Raw genomic sequence first — 5158 nt, 5'->3', positions numbered from 1 at the left:
CCCTTTGTACCTTACAAACTTTAATGGCTGTTGAATCCATAAAATAACAACCTGTTCTTGTCTTAGAAAGACTATGCGTAAAGAAATACATAGGAACTAACGTTCTTTTTACTAGTGATATGAATCTATTATAGCTCACTAATGTTCTAAACTCACTTGAGTGATATTGCTCTAAATGAATATAATACATCTTAAAATTTCTAAAACCTATTAGATGAAAAGCAATTAGTATAGTCATTATTTCGCTTAAGTTAAGAGAACAAGTTCTAGTGGGTTTTCTTGTGGGCTCTGTTAACAGCTTTTTCTCCATATAAGGCATAAATTTTATTAAAAACTCATCTACCATATAATATATTTCTACTAATTTGTCTACATTCATAAGCGGCTCCTTTAGTTTTTAGAGGTAATTTTCAATCACCTAAATTTAAAACTCAAAGAAGCTTCTTTATACGCAAATATGAAAATCTAATCCAGAGTTCAGGTTAATTGATCTTATTAATCTAAAAATATAATACGAACTACAAACCTAATATACAAAATATTTCATGACGACACTATCTAGAAAAAATTATGCAAAATAAGACTTGATTAGCATTTAAAATGGATACAGGGTTCTGTTCTATTTGGTAGTGGACTGACTTTTAAGACAAATTTTTAGAATTTTATTTCCTTTCATATTAATTTGATGAAAACATACCATCGAGAAACAAAACTGGTTTTTTGTCTCGTTTTTTCAGTCCACTATATTATGCAAGAACAAAAAACAAACGCGGCAGAACCCAGTAGATAGTCATTTAAAATTTAGTCTTTTCGTGGTAACCTAGTTAATATTTCATTTAAGATGGCTTCATCTGTTACCAAAACTTCTCGAGCTTTACTGCCTTCAAAAGGACCTACAATGCCTGCAGCTTCCAATTGGTCTATCAATCTTCCAGATCGGTTGTAGCCCAGCTTCAGTTTCCGTTGAATCAAAGAAGTACTTCCTTGTTGATGTAAGACAATCAATCTTGCTGCTTCTTCAAATAGTGGATCTGTTGATTGTAAATCTACTGCCACACCATCCTCTTTGTCTTCTTCATCATAAGTAGGCAACAGGTAGGCAGATGGGTAGCCTTGTTGTCCACCAATATAGCTGCAAATACGTTCCACTTCTCCTGTATCTAAAAAGGGAGTTTGTAATCGAATAATATCAGAGTTCATAGAGAGCAACATATCACCATTGCCTACTAATTGCTCTGCACCACTTGCATCTAAAATAGTTCTAGAGTCAATTCGTGAACTTACTTTGTAGGAAATCCTAACAGGAAAGTTGGCTTTGATAATACCAGTAATAACATTTACAGAGGGCCTTTGTGTGGCCAACACAAGATGTATGCCAATGGCACGTGCCAATTGCGCTAGTCGGGCAATGGGTACTTCTATTTCCTTACCTGCTGTCATCATCATATCTGCGAATTCATCTATAACCAATACAATGTAAGGTAAAAACCGATGCCCTTCTTGGGGGCTCAGTATCCTTTTTATAAATTTTTCATTATATTCTTTGATATTACGGGTCCCTGCTTCCTTTAGCAGTTCATACCGATGGTCCATTTCAATGCATAAAGAATTAAGGGTATGGATTACTTTTTTGGTCTCTGTAATAATAGGCTCTTCGCTGATGGGTAATTTCGCTAAAAAATGACGTTCCAATCTATTATACAAAGAAAGTTCTACCTTTTTAGGGTCTACTAGTACCAATTTTAATTGAGAGGGATGCTTTTTATAAATCAAGGAAGTGAGTAGTACATTAAGTCCCACAGATTTTCCTTGCCCAGTAGCACCGGCAATCAGTAGATGCGGCATACGGCTCAAGTCTGCAATAAATAATTCATTTGAGATGGACTTACCCAATACAATAGGTAAATCCATCTTTCCTTTTAAAAATTTCTCAGATCCAACCATCTCCTGGAGGGGTACTACCTCTCTATTTTTATTGGGTACTTCAATACCAATGGTTCCTTTTCCTGGTATGGGTGCAATGATCCGAATACCTAATGCAGCCAGGTTAAGTGCAATATCGTCTTCGAGATTTTTTATCTTGGAGATTTTGACTCCTGCTTCGGGTACTATTTCATAAAGGGTAACAGTAGGGCCAATAGTGGCTTTTATTTTGGCAATATTGATTTTAAAGTTCTGTAGGGTTTGTACAATATTATTTTTATTAATAGCCAATTCTTCTTGTGTAACAGATAGTTGTTCTTGTCTATACTGTTCTAGTAGATCTAAAGGAGGATATTTATAGTTGGATAGATCTAAAGTTGGATCGTAGTTTTCGCTCCGGATGTGGCTTAAGGGTATCGTTGAAGCAATAGCAGATGGAGGCGCTTGAGACAAATTTGATGGTTCAGGGGAAACTATTTCAAAAGCCACATTGCTTTTGTGCGGAGCAACAGTTTCTGTATCAGTTTGATCGCTTATATCCTCTAAATCTCTAGTAGCATGTGCAGTGGTTATATTACTCGTTTTTTTTTTACTAGAGGAGACCTCACTTTCTGTATCAGGTGTTTTCCCAACTATTCTATTACTTTCTTCATCAATCAAACATGTAGCATTATGTTTTGATTTTTTGCTTGAGCATAAATTAATATTTGGTAAAGAGGTTATATTAAAACATATTACAGCGAAAATGACCAAAGTAACCAGAAGAAAAATAAAAGTACCATAGCCTAATAAACTTTTAAACAAAGTGCCAAGTGTATAGCCAATCCCTCCAAGGTGGTTGGCCAGTAGGGTAGCAGTTGGGCAGAGTGTATATAGATAGCCTAGTAAAATATTAAACCATAATACCAGAAAAATGGAGGCCATTATCAATTTTAATAAAGAAAGGTTTCGACAAATTTTTTGTGTGACCATTTTTATACCGATTAAAAATAGACAAGGCAAAAAAATAAAAGCAGTGATACCCCACCATATATGGACACAATAATAACTTAAAAAAGCGCCTGTAAAACCTAACCAGTTTCCAGTAGCTAGATTAGACGGTTTTAGGCCCAATCTTCCAATAGATTCAATAAGATGCTGATCTTTAGCGCCATGAATAAGATGAGCCAAAAAGGAAAACGCTAAAAAAATAGTTATCCCCTGCAGCAAAAGGCCAATGGTTATTTTAATACGTTGATCTAATATAAATGACTTTGAGGAAGTGCTTTTTTTAGGCGTATCTGTTTGGATTTTATAATTATTTGGGGCCATTTAATAAAGGGAAGAAATATAAAAAATATAATATAGAAGAGATCATGTAGGGAAAAATTAAGCAAATCCCAACTCTAATTTCGCTGCTTCAGACATTCGATCCATTGTATAAGCTGGCTCAAAGGTAAGATGCACGGTTACTTCATGTACTCCCTCTATAGCTTTAATTTTTTCTTCTACTTGACTAGGTATAATATCTGCCGCTGGACAATTAGGAGAGGTAAGTGTCATTAAGATTTCAATATTATTTAGTGGCAAAATCGTAATTTCGTAAATAAGACCTAGTTCATAGATATCTACAGGTATTTCTGGATCGTAAACTTGTTTAATGGCTTCTATAACTTGTTCCTTTTGAACCATAGTAATAAGAATAGGTTACATCTGTCGCGCTTGTCACATCTATCTAGAAATTTCTTTTAAATTTTATTTTTTTGTATTATTAAAGACATAAATAACAATTTATTATACTTTTATGATAAAAAAAACGTCCTTAAAACTATTTACTTTTTAATAGATGCAACAAACGAAACAGATTGAGTTGTTATGTATTCAAATTTGTGCTGTTATTTTTCAATAAATCGATAAAATCTTTTCTATTACATGTTGTTGCATAGGTCAAAGCATCCCGTCCACTGTTATCTTTTAAATCTATATTTGTCTTATTCCCTATCAGTAATTTAGCAAATTCTATTTTATTATCTTCTATTGCATGCATCAAAGGAGTCTTGCCTTTGCAATCTTGTGCGTATGTAGTAGTCAAGATTTAATCTTACAGACAGTAAAAATTATAATTTGGTAGTTGTTGTTTAATTTTTTTAGTACCTCAGAAGCTCTCACAATGTATTCGATTTGATTATATTTTACAAGTATAGTGGACAGAAAAAAATTAAAACAAACTTTTATAAAATTTTTGTTTCCTAATCTAAACTCTGGATTATAGTTATTTCCATAAAACCACCCAGTAGTGGGTCCTTTTTCAGATATAGTTAACAATTTCTGTTCCATATATGGAACAAATTTTTTTAAAAACTCATCAACAGTATAATATATTTCGACTCGTTTTGATATATTGAGACCGTTGTTATAGATAGTTATTATAATTTTTGATAAGGTTGTAGTTGTATTTTTTGTAGTTTTTATGGTTAAGGATGCATAAATTTCATTATTTATTGATTTTCAAGTTAATATTTGTATATTTTAGATATACCATCCCCCTAAAAACCCTTTAAAATGATATTTGGAGCTCTATATAAATTATAGGCTATAGATTCCATAACATGTTGCTTATGGGTTTTATCAAGGCCTATATACCTAGCTCCTGAACTACGGAACCACCTCTTAATACTTCCAAATACTCTTTCTACTTTATAGCGCGTCTTAGATACAAATTTATTAAAACGTTTAGCAGCAGGTGATAAGGGATGATTTCTATTACCTTTCTTTTGAATAGCTGATTTTAATTTCTTGTTTTTTAGTAAAGTTTCGTTGGGCAAACCGCTATAGCCTTTATCTCCATAGAGCCTGCTTCCTGCTTTTAGAGATACTTTATCCAATAATATAGGTAAATGGGCACCATCATGACTAGATGCTTTTGTAGTCGTGACTGCCAGAACTAAACCTTCTTTACTTTCTATAAGGACATGTCGTTTATACCCATAGTAAAGATTATGACCTTTTTTGGTCCAACTAGCTTCTGGATCTACCCCTTTTTGATAACTATGAGATACCGATATAGTACCATCCTCACGCAAATCATAGCTCTTTTTACCTTTGGGACGTCTAGGAGTAGGGGTGATAGAGGCGTCAATAACTGCACCATGCTGAACCAGAACACCATGGTTAGATAGTTGATCATTTATGATTTTTAACAATCTATCTAAAGCTTTCTTTTCTGTAAGAGCAGTCCTAAATCTGCTTAATACAC

Annotated in this window: 4 protein-coding genes and 1 pseudogene; all 5 read right to left on the bottom strand. The window is 33.4% G+C overall.

All coding sequences use genetic code 11. From position 1 onward, the window contains the following. Positions 1–379: pseudogene (locus CHV_RS04555) on the bottom strand (IS982-like element ISCca1 family transposase); the annotation flags it as partial. A gap of 422 nt (positions 380–801) precedes the next feature. After that, positions 802–3234 carry an FtsK/SpoIIIE family DNA translocase gene (locus CHV_RS04550; RefSeq protein ID WP_034577657.1) on the bottom strand — a complete coding sequence of 811 codons (2433 nt, stop codon included), beginning with the start codon at positions 3232–3234 and terminating at the stop codon, positions 802–804. A gap of 57 nt (positions 3235–3291) precedes the next feature. Continuing rightward, the gene (locus tag CHV_RS04545) at positions 3292–3594 is read right to left on the bottom strand and encodes an iron-sulfur cluster assembly protein (protein ID WP_051602260.1); all 303 of its coding nucleotides are present in this window, start codon (positions 3592–3594) and stop codon (positions 3292–3294) included. A gap of 181 nt (positions 3595–3775) precedes the next feature. Then, positions 3776–3994 carry an ankyrin repeat domain-containing protein gene (locus tag CHV_RS04540; protein WP_034577656.1) on the bottom strand — a complete coding sequence of 73 codons (219 nt, stop codon included), beginning with the start codon at positions 3992–3994 and terminating at the stop codon, positions 3776–3778. Positions 3995–4448: 454 nt separating this feature from the next. Continuing rightward, positions 4449–5158, bottom strand: a 710-nt coding sequence (locus tag CHV_RS04530) for an IS5-like element ISCca7 family transposase (RefSeq protein WP_034577654.1), incomplete at its 5' end; no start/stop codon positions are given.

Origin of the sequence: Cardinium endosymbiont cBtQ1 of Bemisia tabaci, from assembly GCF_000689375.1 — a bacterium.
Lineage (GTDB): Bacteria > Bacteroidota > Bacteroidia > Cytophagales > Amoebophilaceae > Cardinium.
The sequence above is the reverse complement of the archived record's forward strand: the minus strand, read 5'-3'. Positions and strand labels throughout refer to the sequence as shown.